Origin of the sequence: Oceanobacillus arenosus (assembly GCF_003369575.1) — a bacterium.
Classification (GTDB): Bacteria; Bacillota; Bacilli; order Bacillales; family Amphibacillaceae; genus Oceanobacillus; species Oceanobacillus arenosus.
On sequence record NZ_PIOC01000017.1, the window covers coordinates 429,667 to 446,761 of the forward strand.

Consider the following 17,095-nt stretch of genomic DNA (forward strand, 5'->3'; position numbering starts at 1 on the left):
AGAGACACAAAAGGGAGGTTTACGATTTGAGTATAGCAGCTACTCAAAATAGGGGCTTTGGTGCTACTTTATGGGACTATTTAACAACAGTAGACCATAAGAAAATCGGTAATATGTATATTGCCGCTGGTGCCTTCTTCTTCCTAATCGGGGGATTGGAAGCTCTTATAATTCGAATTCAATTGATTAAACCTGAGAACGATTTTATTACAGCAGGTTTATATAATGAAATGATTACAATGCATGGAACTACAATGATATTCTTTGCGGCCACGCCTATATTAATTGGGTTTATGAATGCAATTATGCCATTGCAAATAGGGGCACGAGATGTCGCGTTCCCATTCTTAAACGCATTAGGCTTTTGGTTATTCCTGTTTGGTGGGATTCTCTTAAACTTAAGTTGGATCTTTGGGGGAGCACCTGATGCAGGATGGACATCCTATGCACCTTTATCGCTCCAATCACCAGGACATGGTGTGGATTTTTATGTAATGGGGCTCCAGCTATCTGGTGCAGGGACACTGATGGGGGGTATTAACTTCATCGTGACCATCGTAACGATGCGTGCTCCTGGTATGACCTATATGCGTATGCCATTATTCTCATGGACAACATTTGTTACAAGTATTTTAATTTTATTTGCTTTTCCAGCACTAACAGTAGGTTTATTCTTATTAATGTTTGATAGAATGTTCGGATCGGCATTCTTTGATGTTGCTCTAGGTGGTAATGCTATAATTTGGCAGCATTTATTCTGGATATTTGGCCATCCGGAAGTGTATATTTTGATTCTACCTGCGTTTGGTATTTTTAGTGAAATTATTCCAGCGTTTTCTAAGAAGCGTTTATTTGGATATACTTCCATGGTATTTGCAACATTCTTAATTGCCTTCTTAGGATTCATGGTTTGGGCACATCATATGTTTACCGTTGGTCTTGGACCGGTAGCAAATGCAATCTTTGCGGTTGCGACAATGGCAATTGCAGTGCCAACAGGGATTAAGATATTTAACTGGTTAGCTACAATGTGGGGTGGAAGCATAACGATTAACTCTGCGATGCTATGGGCATTAGCATTTATACCTTCCTTTACAATTGGAGGAATGACAGGTGTTATGCTTGGAGCAGCTTCTGCTGACTATCAATACCATGATACGTATTTCGTAGTTGCTCATTTTCATTATGTAATTGTTGGTGGGGTAGTGTTTGGTATTTTTGCAGCAACCCATTATTGGTATCCGAAATTATTTGGACGAATTTTAAATGAAGGTATGGGTAAATTAGCTTTTTGGTTATTCTTTATTGGCTTCCATTTAACTTTCTTTATACAGCATTTCTTAGGTCTAATGGGAATGCCACGTCGGTATTGGGTATTCTTAGAAGGGCAAGGTTTAGATACAGGAAACCTTATAAGTACACTTGGTGCATTCTTAATGGGTCTAGGTACAATTGTAGTGTTAATTAATGTAATCTATACTGCTGTAAAAGGTGAAAAGGCTCCAGCGGATCCATGGGATGCTCGCACATTGGAATGGTCTATACCTTCACCACCACCAGAATATAATTTTAAAAAGCTTCCTTTAGTCCGGGGCTTAGATCCATTGTGGATTGAAAAAACAGAAGGAAAAGGAAAAATGACGGCAGCAGAACCGGCAGTTGACATTCATATGCCAAATGGATCCATTTTTCCGTTTATTATGACGATTGGATTCTTCATTGCTTCGCTTGGTTTTATCTTCCAAGTAGACAATCATTTATGGTTACTGGCGGTTTACTTTGGAATGGCACTTGCGCTAGGAACAATGCTAGCAAGATCACTGAAGGATGACCATGGTCACCACATACACAAAGAAGAACTTGAAAGGGAGGCTGACTGATATGAGTCAAGATCATTCCTTGAATCCAGAAACAATGCCACACGATCCAGCGAAGGCTACGACAGAGGGGAAACATAAGTTCTTTGGATTATGGTTCTTCCTTGGAGGGGAAACAGTTCTATTTGCATGTTTCTTTGGAACATTTATTGCACTTAGAAATTCAACAGCAGGAGGTCCAACTTCTCAAGAATTATTTGGGTTAGAATTAGTGTTTCTTATGACAATACTTTTGCTTACTAGTTCATTAACAAGTGTGTATGCAATCTATCATATGAAGAATAATGATTTTAAAAAGATGCAATTATGGTTTGGAATAACTGCATTGCTTGGAATCGGATTTTTAGCTTGTGAGTTATATGAGTTTGCGCATTACATTACAGAATATGGCTTTACTTTCCGTTCCTCTGCATTTGGGTCATCGTTCTATACGTTAGTAGGCTTTCATGGAGGACACGTTGTGTTCGGACTTAGTTGGTTAATTGCGTTAATGGTTCGAAACGCTAAACGTGGACTTAACCTATATAACGCACCGAAGTATAATACATTTAGTCTATACTGGCATTTTATTGATGTCGTATGGGTATTCATCTTTACGGTTGTATATTTAATGGGGATGGTGAGTTAATTTATGAATAACGATAATATGAATATTGATAAAATTAATTCGTTCCAGAAGCAACAAAATAAAGAAGAAATGAAGAAGCAAATTATTACCTTTGTTCTCATGATTGCCTTTACAGTTGTCGCCTTTGCAGTTGTTGCAAGTGGCTTGGAAGCAATCTATGCTGTTCCATTAATATTAATTCTAGCTGTTGTACAAGTGGGCTTTCAATTCTATTATTTCATGCATATGAAGGATGAAGGACATGAAGTACCATCTTCATTAATTTTTGGAGGTATTTGGGTTGCGGTGTTAACAATTTTAACAATGACAACTATCATCTGGTGGTAATTCGTAAGTTTAATATTATTTGATAACTGATCGGAGATACATGCTCCGATCAGTTTTTTACTTAAATTGTCACAATATTATTCGTAATAGCCGAATTGAATCGGTATAATGAAAGATAAGTCAATAATTGGAGTGAGCTAACATGTGGCTAAATTTACAAATTTTTGGTTTTCGCGCTTTATGGAGTCCATATTTCTTTGTTTTTCTTTTAGTTATTGCAATTGTATATGCATTAATTACCGGTCCATATCGTCATCGCTTTGGTGGAGAGGACAAGCCAAGTGCAAAACAACAATTTATGTTTTATCTTGCACTAGTACTTACATATGCAGTCAAAGGATCTCCAATTGATTTAATGTCGCATATTACACTAACCGCACATATGACACAAATGGCAATCTATATATTAATTGTCCCAATCTTAATTATTAAAGGGCTTCCAGAATGGATTTGGAAAAAGATTGTTTATGCACCAGTTATTAGACCGACATTAAAAGTGCTTGCAAATCCAATCATTTCTGTATTATTATTTTATAGTCTATTTAGTTTTTATCATGTTCCATTTGTGTTTGATTTTTCCAAGTCAACACCTATTGCGCATACGTTAATCCATTTGATTTTACTTATTGCAGCATTTAACATGTGGTTACCAATCCTAGCACCTGTGAAGGAGTTAGATAAGCTAAAACCACTCCTTAAAATTGCTTATGTATTCGTTAGCGCGGTGTTAATGACTCCTGCTTGTGTTGTCATCATTTTTGCATCAGCGCCACTCTATGCTTCGTATTCAGGAGGCGGGGCATGGATTACAGCATTAAGCCTATGTGTGCCTGGCGACGTGCTACAGGGTATTTCTGGTACATTAACAGGTCCAAGCTTATTTACTTCGATGGATATTATGGAGGATCAGCAACTGGGTGGAATTGTAATGAAAGTAATCCAGGAAATTACGTATGGTTTTATCCTGGCTAATATCTTCTTCAAATGGTTTTCAAAGGAAAGCTTGAAGATAGATCCACTGCCATCTGATTCTTAGAATGAAACGGGGGTCCTTACCTTTAGTTTCTGTAAGGATGAAGTAGGCATGAAACTAGCTTAAGCCATTGTAATGTGTTTGTTTTTTGACAATTAATCTTTGAAAGGAATAGTGTAGAACATGCCTTTTTTACCAACAATTAGTACACTTTTTATCATTTTAAGTGCCGTTTTAATGGCAATTGGCTGGAATTTAATAATTAAAGGGAAGGTGAAGGCGCATAAAATAACGATGATTTCATCGGCTATTAGTGCATTGCTCTTCTTAATTATTTATATGTCACGAACAATCTTTATTGGAAATACAAGCTTCGGTGGTCCAGCAGATTTAGAAATCTATTATACAATCTTTTTAATTTTCCATATTATTTTAGCAACTAGTGGTGCTGTTTTTGTGGTTGTGACATTGATATTGGCATTTAAACGTAAGATTAGGATACATCGAAAGGTTGGTCCGGTGACTGCTATTATCTGGTTCTTTGTCGCGATAACTGGGGTAATGGTATATTTATTTTTATACGTATTCTGGGATGTGGGCGAAACAACCAATCTCTTCCGGGCAATCTGGGGGTTCTAATGAAGTATAAAAAAGATGGGAGCAGTTTTTTAACTGTTTCCATCTTTTTTAGTAAGTAAGATAGTTTAATGACTTTCTTAGCGATTAAGTGCAACTAAGACTGTCGCTAGAAGAGCGCCTTTGCTCTATTAATCAGTTGCTTTCTATTACTGCCTTATTAAAGCTTGCAAGATCTTCTGCTACTTTTGTTGTTAATGTCTGTGCACGTTCAACAAGACTTTCAGGGAAATTCTCTTCTTCACCATATTCGATTCCATGTGGGTAGTAATGCTTCCCAAGTAGGGGTGGTAGTAATTTGATTACGGCATTCCGGCGATCAACATCACCTTCAAGTGCATAGCCTTGGATACGAATATAATATGTAATGTTTTTTTCTTTGGAACCAATCTTATAATCGTAAGTTACTCGCTCGTAATCCCACTGTCCTGCACGGATGAAGGCGTGTTTTCCAATAATGTGATCCAAAGGTTTTAAATCAACGACAATATCTTCAATACCTGTGTTTTCTAATCTCATTTTATACACCTCTTATGTTAATCATCTTCTATTTATCATAGTACGAAAACGCTTAAGTTGCAATGAAAAACATTCTATTTTGACTTTTCCAAGTATAGTTACTGGCTATACATTGAAATGAATAATTTTATTCTATAATATTATAGGCAATAGAGAGAATAAACGTCATCGTTAAACATAAACTCTAGTATTGCTAAATCTTAAAGTAGAATCTTTTCAAATTGCAATGTTTATAACTATTGTATAAAGTGCGGACAAAGTTAGGCGCAAAGTTGATTTCCGCTGCGGACAGTCGCTTTCTGCGGGAAGAAGAGCCCTAGGTGAGACTATGAAGTGCGAAAGCGTGAGTAGGTTCACCAGCTCCCCTAATATGCGTGTAGTGTTTTTCTGGAGCGAGTGGTCCGAGAGCCCTTAGCACATTAAACTAGTTCACAATTTACATCAAAAGTTGAATAAGTAGTATATTGATGTTCTGTGCATCATTGAAAAAAACTACTTATATCCATTCATAATTACGATAGATGATAAGAGTATTCGGTTTTGCTATTCGAATTATCACGTCGATTTCAGAGGAGAATTAACGCATGAAATTCATTCGAAGTTTAATATTTATTACGATAATTGCCTTTATTGCCTTTTACATTCTTGAGGAAAAGAATATGTCCCCAGATGAAGCAATTGATAACATCGTAAATGTTGTCAAAGAAAAGACCAACAATTTAGAGACAAAAGTTGCTCCAGAGGAAAATCTAGAAACACTACCGGTAGAGGACGATTTATTTGGGTGGATTGGCAAAACGGAGGAGCAGCTTATTGATACTTACGGTGAACCAATTCGGAAGGATGCGAGTGCGTATGGCTATGAATGGTGGGTATATACCGATAAGCAAACAGAATACATTCAATTCGGCGTGTTAAATAATAAGATTGTAACAATTTATATGACTGGTACTAATTTAGAAGTAGAATCGGTTTCCATTGATCAAACTTTTGCAGCACTAAATGAACAGTATTCGTTTGAAAATGAAGTAGTGTTTAATGATGGCCTTTCATCGTATACGTTCAAACTAACAGAAGATGAACGAAAAATGCGCCCGCTAGTGAAGTTAGCGGATGATACGTTTGCCCAGTTTTATTTTGATACATTTACGGATACATTATCGTCTGTTCGGGTATTAACGATGGATACACTACTAAAGCATCGTCCATATGAAATACTGTATCGTGGTGATCTACCCACAGAACAAAATCTATCAACAGAGGAATGGGTTCAAGTTGAAGCAGGGATGGAGCAGCAAGTATTTGATATTACGAATGTATTTCGTAATCAAAAGGGTTTACAAGCTTTACAATGGGAAGATCCTGTTGCTGAAGTAGCATTTATGCATAGTAAGGATATGGAGGAAAATAACTATTTTTCCCATAATAGCTTAAATGGAAATGGGCTAAAAGAAAGATTAGCAGTTGAAGATGTATTTTATATTGCAGCAGGTGAGAATATTGCTGCAGGGTATACCGATGCGCCAGCAGCGATGGAAGGATGGCTAAATAGTGAAGGGCATCGTGAGGCATTATTTAATGAGGCCTATACGCATTTAGGTGTAGGTGTCTATAAATTATATTACACTCAGAACTTTCTAGCTAAACCGCTGTAAGTTCTTTTTTTCTTGCACGTATGATTTCAGCCCGCATAAATTATTTAGTATAAGAGAATGATTGATATGGGGTGAATAAAATGGACGTTCAACATCTAGATCCGACGGTGACAGCATTTAAGGAATTTATTAATGGACATCCAAAATTACTTAAAGAAATAAGGAAAAGTGGAAAATCATGGCAGGAGTATTATGAAAAATGGGTGCTACTTGGTGAAGATGATTCGCACTGGGCACAATATAAAGAGGAATCATCGAAAGTGAAGGAAGATAAAGGAGAAGAGAAAAATTTTGAATTGATGAGTCAATTGATGAAGCTAACCGAAAACTTTGATATTAATAAAGTGCAAGGACAAGTGCAGCAATTTAGTAACACAATATCTACCATTCAAGAGGTAATTAGTCAGTATCAACAAACCAAGAAACCGAGTGAACCAGTAAAGGATCCCTTTAATTGGTTTCGTGATTGAGGAGAGGTATGATGGATCCATATAGTTATCAATATATAAGTGCAAATCCGCAATTAGCCAATTTTATTCGATATAATCCCATCTGGTATCGCTACTTATCTCGGGACCCGCATCGTTTGATGGAAATGGAGAAGGAAGCAAAGAAATTTTACGGAAAGACCTTTCCACAACGAATAGAAAAAATTAGTTCGAACATCCAAATGGTTGGAATGCTGATGCAATTTGCAGATGCAATGAAAGATTAATGAGCCAAGTTATTTTCATTCGCAACTATAAATGATAATATAATAGTTGGGGGTGTTAATCTTGATTGCAACATTAGAATATGTTGAAATTCTTGATCAGTCAGAGCAACTTGGTAAAATGATTATGGATTCAGATGTAATGGATGAGTATAAGAATAGACAAGTTGCACTAAATGAAGATAATGAAGCACAAGAACTTATTCGTGCTTTTACAGATATGAAACAACATTATGATGATATTCAGCGATTTGGCAGATATCATCCGGATTATAATGAAATAATGAAGAAAGTTCGTTCTACCAAAAGGGAAATGGATATGAACGATAAAGTTGCAATGTTTAAGGTTGCTGAGCGTAATTTGCAAAATTTGCTAGATGAAATCAGTAGCTTTGTTGCACTAAGTGTAAGTGATCAAATAAAAGCGCCGAAGGACGGAGCAGCCCTAACCGACAGTGGCTGTGGTCATGGTGGCGCATGCGGTTGTTCACATTAACAATTCAATCAACTACCAAAATAGAATGAAGGTAGTTGATTGGATTCCTTTTTATCCCGAATTAACTGGCTGTAAGACCCCCATTTCAAGAATTCGAGAAAAATCAAGAATAGTAAGTGGGGGATCAACAGAAAGTCAAAGTCCCGATTCTGTTCAACTAACATTAAGTGGGGGATGAAGAACCCCACCACTTAATGAAGTTTCACTTTATAATCATACATAGAAATCATACTTAAATATCCTATTTGGTAAAACAATAAATAGGGAGGGCATCGGATGAGAACTGAAAGACAAGGGATTATCGTATGGTTTCAGCATACGAAAAATATTAAACAGCTCAAGCGTTTTGGAAACTTGATTTATGTGTCAAGGAAGTTGAAATATGCAGTTATTTATGTTGATCAAGCTGAGATTGAAAAAGTCGAATATAAATTATTAAAATTACCGTTTGTATCCAAGGTAGATAAATCATATAAACCATTCATTAAAACCGATTATGAAAATGCGAAACCAGATGATGCTAAACAGTATGATTATAAGATGGGGATATGAAACTATTTTGTAGAATAATGATAAATTAGTTCTCCAAATAAAGAAAAATCCTGCAGAGATAATCTCTGCAGGTCCTTTTGTTTTTAGAATAAAAACAAATAGGTAAAGGGAGAGGAGAAACCGGAGAAAGACTTATGGGGAAGTATAAGTCCCTCTCCGTATTGAAACAACCAAGCTAACTGTTAGTTGAATCATTATGTTATTATGTACAAAGGGAAAAATAATATACCTAAATAGGATACTTTTCCCATGTAAAGTGTAAGTTAGGAAGTCCTTCCACTGAACACAATTCTCGTTTATGATAGAATTAGTTTTGATTAGTTGGATAATGAGGTGATAGTATGCGGGTTATTGCAGGTGAATTTAAAGGAAGACAATTAAAGGCTGTCCCTGGTACAGCAACAAGACCGACAACAGATAAGGTGAAAGAAGCAGTATTTCAAATGATGGGACCGTTTTTTGATGGTGGTGTTGTACTTGACCTCTTTGCAGGAAGCGGCTCGTTAGGGATTGAAGCGATTAGTAGGGGAATGGATTCGGGTGTGTTTGTTGATAAAAGCCCGAAAGCGATACATACTATTTCAGAGAATATAAAAATGGTGAAAATAGAAGACAAGATAGAATTATTTCGAATTGACGCTGTTCGTGCATTAAAAGCGATAGCGAAGCGTGCATTGCAATTTGATTTGATTTTACTCGATCCGCCATATAAAAAGGTTGAATATGATAAGGTGTTAACACAAATTGTAGAATCTAACTTAATCAAAGAAAATGGGATTATTTATTGTGAACATGATGGAGAAGATGTATTAGCGGAAAGTTATGGCCCGTTAACCCTCATTAGACATGAAAACTATGGAGGAACAATTGGAATTTCAATTTATCGAAGGAAATAAAAAGGAGTTGTCATCATGGGAAAATTGGCGATTTGTCCAGGTAGCTTTGATCCAATTACAAATGGACATTTAGATATTATTACAAGGGGAGCAAAAATCTTTGAAAATGTTATCGTGACCGTATTTAATAATCAGTCGAAATCACCGTTGTTTACGGTTGAGGAAAGGATTCATTTATTACGAGAATCAACAAAACATTTGCCCAACGTATCCGTTGATTCCTCGGACCACTTATTGATGGATTATGCTCGTGAAAAACAAGCGGATGCAGTTGTTCGTGGATTGAGGGCAGTAAGTGACTTCGAATATGAAATGCAAGTAACATCGATGAATCGGAAGCTTAATCAAGATGTTGAAACGTTTTTTATTATGACGAACAATCAATATTCTTTCCTAAGCTCAAGTATTGTGAAAGAAATTGCTAAATATGATGGAGATATTTCAGGATTAGTGCCAGATGTCGTTTTGGATGCATTAAAAGTGAAATTTGGACATCGTTAAAAGAGAAAAACAACACTCCGTATTTTTTATGAAGTGTTGTTTTTTTGATTCTTATAAAAATATTTACTGTGGATAAGCTATTACTCATTATCAGCCAAGTCCAGCTCAAACAGGCGTTTGCACTTTTATTTTCTTGTATATTTTAAAAATTCTATATTATTTATTTGCCGTTCCGTCTAGAGGAACAATGCTCTATTTTCTTGTCAATCTTCTTCATATAATAGGGGTAAGTTCCTAAGGTCATTCGCTGATTTGCTTAACAGCCAGTTAATCTCTGTTAGTAAGCAATACTTTTTTCATTTCCGAGAATGGCTTTACTGTCGAAATTATAATATAACACTTTTTAATGATTACGCTTTCAAAGATGGGAGGAGGTATTTACGATGCAAGAAAGAAGAGCAGTAGAGCAATGAATTGTACGTGATACAATGTCGGATAATGTGTCCTTCTTAAGAGTCGAAGGTCATTTAATACTTTGTAAGCATATTAATTGATTTTTAAATTTGAATGGAATTTTCAGACCATACCATTAATTTAGGAGGATTATTATATGAAAGTAACCAATGCAGAGGAATTAGTGGAGAAAACAAAATTAACGAAATTTCATTGGATATTACTTTTTTGGGGCGGGATATTAATGCTATTTGATGGTTTTGATTTAACCATTTACGGCGCAGTGGTTCCTACTCTAATGGATGAATGGGGAATTTCTGCTGTTCAGGCAGGGAGGTATGGAAGTTATGCTCTATTTGGCATGATGTTTGGTGCATTAATATTTGGAACATTGGCAGATAAATTGGGCAGAAAAAAGATTATCTTGATTTGTGTTACTATCTTCAGTGTATTTATGCTTCTTGCTGGACTCTCTCCAACTCCAGAGGTGTTTGGACTGTTTCGATTTATTACTGGTTTAGGATTAGGCGGCATGATGCCAAATGTTATTGGGCTTATTAGCGAATATTCTCCAAAAGGAATGCGCAGCCGTATGATTGCTACGATTATGGCCGGTTATTCCATCGGTGGTGTTATCGCTGCTTTTCTAAGTATGATTCTTATCACTAATTATGGGTGGAAGTCCGTATTTTTCTTTGGTGCCATTCCATTATTGTTCTTGCCTTTCTTAATAAAATTATTGCCAGACTCAGTTGGATCGTTGATTGATAAAAATGATCATAAAGGGATACAAAAGATTCTTGTAAAGGCTAATCCAACGTATACACCTACTGAAAATGAAACTTTTGTTTTAAACAAGCCAAAAGAAACTTCATCACCAGTTAAAAATCTTTTTACTGATAAAAGAGGATTTTTAACAGTGATGATCTGGTTAACATACTTTATGTCACTACTGATGATCTATGGTCTGAATACATGGCTGCCTAAATTCATGACCGAAGCTGGATTCCCACTTGGTTCAAGTATAAGCTTCCTTCTAGCATTAAATGTGGGGGCAACAATTGGTGCAATTCTAATGGGGTGGATAGCGGACCGTTGGGGTGTCGGAAAAGCGCTCATTTTGTTCTTTCTGGTTGCAACTGTTTCGATTACCAGCTTAGGATATGCGACAAATATGATATTATTGTATGTAATGGTAGCGATTGCAGGAGCAGCAACAGTAGGAACTCAAAACCTAACACATTCCTATACCTCCCAATTTTATCCAATCACAATAAGATCTACAGCATTAGGTTGGGCATTAGCAGTTGGACGGATTGGCGGAATACTTGGACCAACAATCGGCGGTATTTTACTTGCTTCCAATTTAACGTTACAGTTAAACTTTTTTATATTTGCCATCCCGGGAATCGTTGCGGCATTTGCTGTATTCTTAGCCAATCAACAAGGTCGAAAAGTAATGTCTACTGACCAGAAACTTAAAAAAATTGCTACATGAAGCTTTATAATCCAATCATACGAAAAGGGGTATTAAAATGGAAAATATCACAATACTTGGAGCAGGCATCATGGGGCATGGTGCTGCTCAATTATTTGCCCAAGCAGGAAAGAATGTACGTATTCGAGCAAGGCGTGAGACATCATTGGAAAAAGCCCGAGACCTCATTACAAACAGCTTGAAAATTATGGTCGAAAAAGAAATGCTGATTGAAAATGAAATGGAGCAGATATTAGCCCGTATCACATATACGACAGATTTGTATGAAGCTATTCAGGATGCCGATTTCATTCTTGAATCGATTCCAGAAGTTCTTGAACAAAAACTGGATACTTATGACATTATTGAAAGCGTTGTCCCTGAAAAAACGATTATTTCATCTAATACTTCTACTTTTACAATAAAAGAGTTGACGGGGAGAGCAAAGCATCCGGAAAGGTTTATCGTCACTCATTTCTTTAACCCGCCACAACTCGTACCAATTGTGGAAATAGTTAAATTCGAGAAGACAGATGAGAATATCGTAAACACCACTTATGACTTAATGAAGGAAATAGGAAAATCACCAGTAGTTTTAAAAAAGGAGATTACAGGTTTTATCGTCAACCGTGTTCAAGTAGCAATGCTTCGCGAGGCATTCCACTTAATAGAGTCGGGAGTAGCTACTGCAGAAGATATCGATATTGCTATGAAAGGAAGCATGGGCTTTAAATGGGCATTTTGTGGTCCAATGGAAAGTCAGGATTTAGCGGGCCTGCAAACAACTAAAGCAATGGTTGGCAACATTATGGAAGATCTATCAAATACAAGAGAAGTTCCTTCGTTCTTATCGGAAATGGTGGAAAAGGACCAGCTTGGCATTCGAACAAATCAAGGTTTTTACAAGTATGATGATCATGGTGAACAAGCCATCCATACACGAGACGATCATTTCTTAGATCTCCTTAGGTTACAATATAGCAAAAAGAATAAGGATACTGTTTCAACTTCAAAATAATGAGTGTGACGACTGCACTTGACTTTGCTGGAATAGACTTAAAATGGCATGGAAAAGGTGTTACTAATAAAAGAACTGCCACTATTATTTAAAAGATATGGATATAATTTTTCCCCTACCACGGTATCGTTCACTGTGGTACTTTTAATAGATGGAGAAAAATATTTTATTGGAATTAATCGTATTGAGTCATATGGTAGACAATATGTTACATTCAATATATCGATAAGAAAGATAAGCAAGAGAAGCGTGAAACGTTTACGGGGAGGAGCGTTTTTCACCCGTATAATTCGTCATATTCCGGATAAGCAAATGTATCCAGAGTATTATAAAGGAATACATGGCCGTGAATATAGATTATCGGATGTTCTCTAGGTATGGCAAACAGAAAGGACAGGGCCGATCTTTGCCCGGTTTTTCTAATATGTGCTACTACTGTTTTTTCACGGTTTTCCTGTAAAGGATGATACATGCAAGCCCAAGAAAGAAGAAGGTGAATAATGCCCCGTTCTGTGTTAGTAGATCAACAATTTTGGTCCATATATTATCATCCAATGTTTGCGACACAGGTATATCGATCGTCTCGCTTGCTTGTTTATCAAGATATAGTGGTTTGAACAAGATAATTGTTAATATACTTGCGATGGTTCCATGTAGGAAACGCGCGAAGAAATATGGTAAAAAGCGAATATCTGTTTTTGCTAAAATACTGGCAACCTGGGCTTGGACAGAAAAACCATTGAAGCCAAGAATAAAACTAACGAGTATTACTTTCGGTAGTAAGGAATCGGTCGTAATTTGGGTGATCATATTTGCTCCGATCGTTATTTCGAATAAACCAGATAAAAAAGGTAGTGCAAATTCGATTGGCAGACTGAACAATGACAAGATACCCTGAATGACAGATGCAATTGCCGGTGTAACACCAACAAGGAAGAGAAGCTTGATTAGAACAGAGAATAGCGTAATAAATCCACCAACCATGATTAATGTTTTGATTGAATTTAATACGGCATCACCAAGAATCTCCCCAAAAGGTCGTTTATCTTTTAATCTTGTCCGGTGCATTGCTTTAAATGCCATGGTTATGGATACTTTCTTTCGCCGCTCTTGCAGTTTCTTTTTCTCATTTCTCCCATGAAATCGCATTGCGATACCAACGAATGCATTACTTGAATAATGGCAGATAGCAATTAATACTCCTAATGTAGCATCATGAAAAAAACCAACAGAAATCGCACCAAAAATAAATAGAGGACTTGAATTATTTGTAAAGGCCACAAGTCTCTCTGCCTCAATTCGTGTAAGTTGTTTTTCTTCACGTAGTCGAGCAGCAATCTTCGCACCTGTTGGATATCCGCTTGCCATTCCCATCATCCAGCCAAAGCTGCCAACCCCAGGGATATTAAATAATGGGCGCATAATTGGCTCAAATAGTACCCCAATGAAGTTTACAACACCGAATGCTAATAATAGCTCAGCCGTAATAAAAAACGGTAATAATGATGGAAAAACTACTTCCCACCATAAATTTAATCCACGAATACTAGCCTCTAATGCCTGGTCAGGAAATTGAATTAGTGAAATGGTAATGAAAATGGTCATACCTGAAAAGAGTAATGTTTTTATTATTTGTTTCAATTGGGAATCCCCCTACGTCGAATAAATAAAGATGGTAATGGTATATGTAACCTGAAAACGATTCTTTCATCTTGCTGCAGACACAAGTTCTGTACATCTAAATCGCTTAATAGTAAAATAATGCTAGCTTCGTGATAAAATGGATTATGTGTTGTACAAGTCTTCTACTAATATACGCACATAGATCACTTGTTTATGACATACACTTTTTTGCAAGCAAGAAAAATCGATACATGTCCTTCATTTTTACGGATGGTAACTGAATTGGCATGCATAGATATTAAAAATAGTCGAAATATATTTTGGAATGCGTGAACGACTATTTGTTCGTTTAACTTGGAAGGAGCATTAGTAATCAATGAAATTATCGAAGAAAAATATTATTTACTTTATTCTTATTATCGCCGTTGCTTATTTTATTGCGGGATACCAATTACCATACTATATCCAAAAGCCAGGAGGGGCAGATGCTTTAAATCCCATCATACATGTAGAGAATGGATACGAGAGTGAAGGGGATATGCATTTAGTTACCGTTAGTGGACTACAAGCAACACCGTTACAATATGTATGGGCAAAGCTTGCTCCACACAATGACATATTACCAATTGAAGAGGTGTTTCCAGAAGGTACTTCACAAGATGAATACATGAAGGCACAACTTCATGTTATGGAGAGCTCCCAAGAAGCTGCAACCGTCGTTGCGTATCAAGCAGCAGGGCAGGATATTGAAATTTCGTATAATGGCGTCTACGTTGCTTCTGTTGTTAAAGGAATGCCGGCAGAGGGAAAACTACAAATTGGCGACCGGATTACAGGGATTAATGGGATGGAAATACAAGAGGCTGAACAATTGATAAGTTATGTAGAAGGTAAAGAAGCGGGTGATACGATTACAATAGACTTTAAAAGAGATGAACAAGCACTGTCAACGGATCTAAAATTAGAAGCTTTTGAAGCAATCGATAATAAAGTTGGAATTGGCATAAGTTTAGTGACAGATCGGAGTGTTGCAGTTGAACCGGAAATTGAATTTTCCAGTGGTAATATTGGCGGACCTAGTGCGGGGCTGATGTTTTCACTTGAAATATATGATCAACTAACAGAGGAAGATTTAACGAAGGGCTATCAGATCGCTGGGACGGGTGAAATTGATTATGATGGAAATGTGCTAAGAATAGGTGGTATCGATAAGAAAATTGTTGCAGCAGACAAAGAAGGAATCGATATTTTCTTTTCACCAAATGAACATGGCGCGGACAATTCCAATTATCAAATTGCCAAACAAACTGCAGAAGAAATCGGAACAGATATGAAGATAATACCAGTTGATACCTTTGCAGAAGCTCTTGCATACTTAGAAAATCTGTAATTGCATGGTTTTCTAATGGCATTAATCAATATATAAAGGACCTAAGGGCATAATAAAAATCGACCTTTTCTAATTTGGAGAGGTCGATTTTCTATGGCGATTCTTAATTGATTACTGGGCCTTTAAATTCTTGCTTGATTGCCTGTATTCTTGCTTCTGGTGAAAGAACACTATAATAAGCATTGCTAGCCCTTTCTTCTAGTTTTAATAATGGTGGTGCATTACGTTTGATATTTGACAGGATTGGGATTTCCATTTCCTTTTTCCGTTTATTCAAGTAGTGCTGACCTGTTTGATTTAATCCAAGTACACGAACATATGGAACAGAGGGAAGCTTGATAAAAGTTGCTATCTCTGCCTTCGTCGTATTGGTTAGTAGATGGACGAACAACCGCTGAATCCTTGTCCATGTGTAACGTTTCGTTTTGATCATTGTTACCCATTGATTAAACGACGTTGCCTCTATTGCTGTTTTCTTGATGCGATGTTCCAAGCCTTCATCAACACCATGAATCATGGCCAGTTCTTCCGTTGACATTGTCATGACACGATAATGCAGGATTGGAAAATATAGTTCCCAGTGATGCCAGAAGGATGCCGTATTTTTGTATGCTTGTAGTTGAACCGCTGTTTCCTTTGGCATGGTTTGCTCAGTCTTCGCCTCTAGTACATCATGCTCGATTAGCCGTTTTCGAATACTTGTTGCACTAGCGATATCGCTTGAAATTGTTTGATCGTGAAAGTTATTATTTGTCCGTTTAATCGTAATTGGTTCAATTGGCAGTCCATTGTTTAAAATAGCTTTCACATAGCTGAAACCGAGGATATTGTTCGGTTTTGATAAGTCAATCTCGCCCGAAGTTAGTTCAATTTTTTGATATGCATCTCTACTTGCTTCGGGAAATGATTTTCCTTCTGCAAGTCCCATTTTCAATGCAGTATTAAAAAGATCATTCTTATCTATATAGGTCTTGTAGCTATTTAGAAAAGGGGAGATTCTTCCCGATTCACTGCCAAAACAAATGCTTGATACACCAATTTCATGAAGGGTTAGGACCGCACCATGTGCAAAGATATCGCTGTTTTGTACGGCAAATGCATAAGGAAGCTCAAGTACAATATCGATTCCTGACTTAAGAGCTGCTTTCGTTCGATGATATTTATCGATAATTGCTGGTTCCCCACGTTGTAGGAAAGAACCGCTCATGACGGCGATGGTACAATTAGCGTTCGTGGCCTTTTTTGCTTCTTTTATATGATAAACATGCCCGTTATGAAATGGATTATATTCAACAATTAAGCCAGTGGCTTCCATACTTTCAGCTCCTATAGTATAATGAAATCATTGTATCAAAAAAATAATCGAATAACATCTTTCACAGTAATTAGCCTTTTATTAAAATAGAAGTGTGATAATGTATC

18 protein-coding genes are annotated in these 17,095 nt (G+C 36.7%); 15 read left to right on the plus strand and 3 right to left on the minus strand.

Annotation, left to right across the window (positions count from 1 at the left end):
* Positions 1-26: 26 nt before the first annotated feature.
* The 5 genes from ctaD to CWR48_RS12845 all read left to right on the plus strand — a co-directional run bounded on the left by ctaD (position 27) and on the right by CWR48_RS12845 (position 4,444).
* Positions 27-1,880, plus strand: coding sequence for a cytochrome c oxidase subunit I (gene ctaD, locus CWR48_RS12825; protein WP_115773618.1), 1,854 nt, complete (start codon positions 27-29; stop codon positions 1,878-1,880).
* Position 1,881: 1 nt separating this feature from the next.
* Positions 1,882-2,505 carry a cytochrome (ubi)quinol oxidase subunit III gene (locus CWR48_RS12830; RefSeq protein WP_115773619.1) on the plus strand — a complete coding sequence of 208 codons (624 nt, stop codon included), beginning with the start codon at positions 1,882-1,884 and terminating at the stop codon, positions 2,503-2,505.
* A 3-nt stretch (positions 2,506-2,508) separates the two neighbouring features.
* Positions 2,509-2,832: a cytochrome c oxidase subunit IVB gene (gene ctaF, locus CWR48_RS12835; protein ID WP_115773620.1), complete on the plus strand. Its 324-nt coding sequence runs from the start codon at positions 2,509-2,511 to the stop codon at positions 2,830-2,832.
* 142 nt (positions 2,833-2,974) lie between these two features.
* Positions 2,975-3,868, plus strand: a complete 894-nt coding sequence (ctaG, locus tag CWR48_RS12840; protein ID WP_115773621.1) for a cytochrome c oxidase assembly factor CtaG — start codon at positions 2,975-2,977, stop codon at positions 3,866-3,868.
* Between the two features lie 120 nt (positions 3,869-3,988).
* Positions 3,989-4,444 (plus strand): DUF420 domain-containing protein, encoded by a 456-nt coding sequence (locus CWR48_RS12845; RefSeq protein ID WP_115773622.1) that lies wholly within the window; start codon positions 3,989-3,991, stop codon positions 4,442-4,444.
* Between the two features lie 132 nt (positions 4,445-4,576).
* On the opposite strand, the gene CWR48_RS12850 is transcribed toward CWR48_RS12845, so the two are convergent.
* On the minus strand, positions 4,577-4,960 hold the full coding sequence (locus CWR48_RS12850; RefSeq protein ID WP_115773623.1) for a YugN family protein: 384 nt from the start codon (positions 4,958-4,960) through the stop codon (positions 4,577-4,579).
* A 584-nt stretch (positions 4,961-5,544) separates the two neighbouring features.
* Here CWR48_RS12850 and CWR48_RS12855 point away from each other — a divergent pair.
* The 9 genes from CWR48_RS12855 (at position 5,545) to CWR48_RS12895 (ending at position 12,660) form a co-directional block, all read left to right on the plus strand.
* Positions 5,545-6,615, plus strand: coding sequence for a CAP domain-containing protein (locus tag CWR48_RS12855; protein ID WP_115773624.1), 1,071 nt, complete (start codon positions 5,545-5,547; stop codon positions 6,613-6,615).
* An 80-nt stretch (positions 6,616-6,695) separates the two neighbouring features.
* On the plus strand, positions 6,696-7,085 hold the full coding sequence (gene ylbD, locus CWR48_RS12860) for a YlbD family protein (protein ID WP_115773625.1): 390 nt from the start codon (positions 6,696-6,698) through the stop codon (positions 7,083-7,085).
* A gap of 11 nt (positions 7,086-7,096) precedes the next feature.
* Positions 7,097-7,330, plus strand: coding sequence for a YlbE-like family protein (locus tag CWR48_RS12865; RefSeq protein ID WP_115773626.1), 234 nt, complete (start codon positions 7,097-7,099; stop codon positions 7,328-7,330).
* A 61-nt stretch (positions 7,331-7,391) separates the two neighbouring features.
* The gene (locus tag CWR48_RS12870; RefSeq protein ID WP_115773627.1) at positions 7,392-7,823 is read left to right on the plus strand and encodes a YlbF/YmcA family competence regulator; all 432 of its coding nucleotides are present in this window, start codon (positions 7,392-7,394) and stop codon (positions 7,821-7,823) included.
* A 276-nt stretch (positions 7,824-8,099) separates the two neighbouring features.
* On the plus strand, positions 8,100-8,375 hold the full coding sequence (locus tag CWR48_RS12875) for a YlbG family protein (RefSeq protein WP_115773628.1): 276 nt from the start codon (positions 8,100-8,102) through the stop codon (positions 8,373-8,375).
* 341 nt (positions 8,376-8,716) lie between these two features.
* On the plus strand, positions 8,717-9,271 hold the full coding sequence (rsmD, locus tag CWR48_RS12880) for a 16S rRNA (guanine(966)-N(2))-methyltransferase RsmD (RefSeq protein ID WP_115773629.1): 555 nt from the start codon (positions 8,717-8,719) through the stop codon (positions 9,269-9,271).
* 15 nt (positions 9,272-9,286) lie between these two features.
* Entirely contained in the window at positions 9,287-9,772 is a 486-nt protein-coding gene (gene coaD, locus CWR48_RS12885) for a pantetheine-phosphate adenylyltransferase (protein ID WP_115773630.1), read from the plus strand.
* A gap of 550 nt (positions 9,773-10,322) precedes the next feature.
* The gene (locus tag CWR48_RS12890; protein ID WP_115773631.1) at positions 10,323-11,663 is read left to right on the plus strand and encodes an MFS transporter; all 1,341 of its coding nucleotides are present in this window, start codon (positions 10,323-10,325) and stop codon (positions 11,661-11,663) included.
* A gap of 37 nt (positions 11,664-11,700) precedes the next feature.
* Entirely contained in the window at positions 11,701-12,660 is a 960-nt protein-coding gene (locus CWR48_RS12895) for a 3-hydroxyacyl-CoA dehydrogenase family protein (RefSeq protein WP_115773632.1), read from the plus strand.
* Between the two features lie 432 nt (positions 12,661-13,092).
* On the opposite strand, the gene ylbJ is transcribed toward CWR48_RS12895, so the two are convergent.
* A complete protein-coding gene (gene ylbJ / locus CWR48_RS12900; RefSeq protein WP_211316738.1) occupies positions 13,093-14,301 on the minus strand; it encodes a sporulation integral membrane protein YlbJ in 1,209 nt (402 codons plus the stop codon).
* 358 nt (positions 14,302-14,659) lie between these two features.
* Here ylbJ and CWR48_RS12905 point away from each other — a divergent pair, with 358 nt between their 5' ends.
* Entirely contained in the window at positions 14,660-15,673 is a 1,014-nt protein-coding gene (locus CWR48_RS12905; protein ID WP_115773633.1) for a SepM family pheromone-processing serine protease, read from the plus strand.
* A 103-nt stretch (positions 15,674-15,776) separates the two neighbouring features.
* Here CWR48_RS12905 and CWR48_RS12910 read toward each other — a convergent pair whose 3' ends face one another.
* On the minus strand, positions 15,777-16,988 hold the full coding sequence (locus tag CWR48_RS12910) for a nucleotidyltransferase (protein ID WP_115773634.1): 1,212 nt from the start codon (positions 16,986-16,988) through the stop codon (positions 15,777-15,779).
* Between the last annotated feature and the right edge of the window lie 107 nt (positions 16,989-17,095).

What these genes read in the sequence shown, in the direction of transcription:
- CWR48_RS12830 (WP_115773619.1), top strand. Translation starts at nt 1,882, where the DNA reads ATGAGTCAAGATCATTCCTTGAATCCAGAAACAATGCCACACGATCCA.
- ctaF (WP_115773620.1), top strand. Translation starts at nt 2,509, where the DNA reads ATGAATAACGATAATATGAATATTGATAAAATTAATTCGTTCCAGAAG.
- ctaG (WP_115773621.1), top strand. Translation starts at nt 2,975, where the DNA reads ATGTGGCTAAATTTACAAATTTTTGGTTTTCGCGCTTTATGGAGTCCA.
- CWR48_RS12845 (WP_115773622.1), top strand. Translation starts at nt 3,989, where the DNA reads ATGCCTTTTTTACCAACAATTAGTACACTTTTTATCATTTTAAGTGCC.
- CWR48_RS12850 (WP_115773623.1), bottom strand. Translation starts at nt 4,960, where the DNA reads ATGAGATTAGAAAACACAGGTATTGAAGATATTGTCGTTGATTTAAAA.
- CWR48_RS12855 (WP_115773624.1), top strand. Translation starts at nt 5,545, where the DNA reads ATGAAATTCATTCGAAGTTTAATATTTATTACGATAATTGCCTTTATT.
- ylbD (WP_115773625.1), top strand. Translation starts at nt 6,696, where the DNA reads ATGGACGTTCAACATCTAGATCCGACGGTGACAGCATTTAAGGAATTT.
- CWR48_RS12865 (WP_115773626.1), top strand. Translation starts at nt 7,097, where the DNA reads ATGGATCCATATAGTTATCAATATATAAGTGCAAATCCGCAATTAGCC.
- CWR48_RS12875 (WP_115773628.1), top strand. Translation starts at nt 8,100, where the DNA reads ATGAGAACTGAAAGACAAGGGATTATCGTATGGTTTCAGCATACGAAA.
- rsmD (WP_115773629.1), top strand. Translation starts at nt 8,717, where the DNA reads ATGCGGGTTATTGCAGGTGAATTTAAAGGAAGACAATTAAAGGCTGTC.
- coaD (WP_115773630.1), top strand. Translation starts at nt 9,287, where the DNA reads ATGGGAAAATTGGCGATTTGTCCAGGTAGCTTTGATCCAATTACAAAT.
- CWR48_RS12890 (WP_115773631.1), top strand. Translation starts at nt 10,323, where the DNA reads ATGAAAGTAACCAATGCAGAGGAATTAGTGGAGAAAACAAAATTAACG.
- CWR48_RS12895 (WP_115773632.1), top strand. Translation starts at nt 11,701, where the DNA reads ATGGAAAATATCACAATACTTGGAGCAGGCATCATGGGGCATGGTGCT.
- CWR48_RS12905 (WP_115773633.1), top strand. Translation starts at nt 14,660, where the DNA reads ATGAAATTATCGAAGAAAAATATTATTTACTTTATTCTTATTATCGCC.
- CWR48_RS12910 (WP_115773634.1), bottom strand. Translation starts at nt 16,988, where the DNA reads ATGGAAGCCACTGGCTTAATTGTTGAATATAATCCATTTCATAACGGG.